At 72.1% G+C, this 1,926-nt stretch carries 2 protein-coding genes; one reads left to right on the forward strand and one right to left on the reverse strand.

What is annotated here, in order from left to right; genetic code table 11:
* Nucleotides 1-238: hypothetical protein (locus ACTIDRAF_RS30920; RefSeq protein WP_039789261.1), on the reverse strand; the 238-nt coding region annotated here is incomplete at its 3' end.
* A 404-nt stretch (nt 239-642) separates the two neighbouring features.
* On the opposite strand from ACTIDRAF_RS30920, the gene ACTIDRAF_RS30925 reads away from it, so the two are divergent.
* A partial coding sequence (locus tag ACTIDRAF_RS30925; RefSeq protein WP_016701213.1) for an AI-2E family transporter occupies nt 643-1,926 on the forward strand: 1,284 nt, incomplete at its 3' end.

Raw genomic sequence — 1,926 nt, forward strand, 5'->3', positions numbered from 1 at the left:
CGCCGGCGGGGAGCCGGTGGGAAGCCCCGAGAGTGGCCCCGCCCAGTTCGTCGACCGTGCCGAGCACCGATCGGACGGGCGTCGCCGCCGGAGCCTCCCGGAGCGCTCCGACGAGGCTCCGGGGCGCCGGGTCCTTCTGGTCGGCGGCAGCGGTGCCGCTTCCGAGGGTCCAGGCGATCGCCGTGGCGGCCAGTGTGCCCCCGGCGGCCAGCACGGCACGCGACAGCAGGCGCCGCAAGCGGCGACCTCCTGATCCCGTGTGCTGGTCGGCGGCTGACAACTGAACCTCCAGGATCGACCCCGAGGATGACGTGGGTCATCCTCCCGGTGCGGCGGAAATCGGCACGACGTCAGGGATTCTCAGCCCGATCCGGAGTGGACCGGCTGCGACGCATACGTTACTCACAGCCATCGACCTCATGGCAGCCCCGCTGGCAAAGATCACCGGACCGGATGACTCCGGACCGCATCCCAGGCCCTCCACCAGGGGCGGTACCACGTGGAGGCAGAGGTGAGCCCAGGCCCCGGCACGACCGGGGCCGTCGCGCGGGTGGTGCCGAGCCGGTCGCACCCGGAGCGCGGCGGCGACTTCCGGCACGAACCCGCGCCGCCCGACCCACCAGGACGATTACCGTAGCTGGGGTGAGTGAGGCGAAACAGGAAGCGCGCGTCGACCCCGGCCCCCCCGTCCCCCGTCCGCTGCAGGTGGCGGCCGCCGTCTGCGGGCGCCTCCTGGTGGTCGCCGCCGCCGTCTGGGTGGTGGGCTGGCTGGTCGGCGCCTTCTCCCTCGTGGTCGTTCCGGTGGCCATCGCCCTGCTGCTCGCCGCCCTCCTGGCGCCAGCGGTGGACCGGCTCGTGCGCTGGGGGGTGCCGCGCGGGGTGTCCACCGCGCTGGTGATGGTGAGCGGGCTCGCCGTCCTCGCGGGGGTGCTCACCTTCGTGATCACGGCCTTCAGCACCGGTCTCCCCGACCTGATGGACAAGGTCGTCGACAGCATCGAGACCATCAGGACCTGGTTGGTCGAGGGGCCGCTCCAGCTCCAGCAGGACCAGATCGACGAATTCCTCGGCCAGCTCACCGCGGTGCTCCAGTCGAACCAGGAGTTGATCACCTCCGGTGCCATCTCGACGGCCACCACCGTCGGCGAACTGCTCACGGGGCTCCTGCTCGCGCTCTTCACCCTCATCTTCTTCCTGCACGACGGCTCCCGGATCTGGAACTACCTGACCGGGGTCTTCTCCGGGGAGACCAGGGACCGTGTCCGGCTGGCCGGTGTGCACAGCTTCCAGTCGCTGGTGGGTTACGTGCGGGCCACCGCGCTGGTGGCCATCGTCGACGCCGTCGGCATCGGTATCGGCCTGGTGATCCTGGAGGTCCCGCTGGCGATCCCGCTGGCCGCGCTGGTCTTCCTCGGCGCGTTCGTGCCCATAGTCGGCGCCGTGGTGTCCGGTCTGGTCGCGGTCCTCGTCGCCCTGGTCGCCAACGGCCTGGTCACGGCGCTCCTGGTCCTGGGGGTCGTTCTCCTGGTGCAACAGCTGGAGGGGCACGTCCTGCAACCGCTGCTGCTCGGCAGGGCCGTCCGCCTCCACCCGCTCGCCGTCGTCCTCGCGATCACGGTGGGAGTCGTGCAGGCCGGTATCGCCGGCGCGCTGCTGGCGGTGCCGCTGGTGGCGGTCCTCAACGCCGGGATCAAGTCGCTGCTGCGCCAGGCCGAGGACCGTCCGACCGAGGACGAGCCGGCGCCCCGGCTCAGCCTGCCCAAACTGAGCCGGTTGAACCCGGCGAAGGCCCGGTCCGTCCTGCCCAGCGTGCGGAGGCGGGGGAAGACGGGAGGCACCAGCGCTCCGGGTTCGGGGTCGGGTTCCGACTCGCCCGGCGGGTCCGGCAACGCCGGCGGGTCCGGCTCCTCCGGTGGTTCGGACGGC

The sequence above is a fragment of the Actinoalloteichus spitiensis RMV-1378 genome (assembly GCF_000239155.1).
Taxonomy (GTDB): Bacteria; Actinomycetota; Actinomycetes; order Mycobacteriales; family Pseudonocardiaceae; genus Actinoalloteichus_B; species Actinoalloteichus_B spitiensis.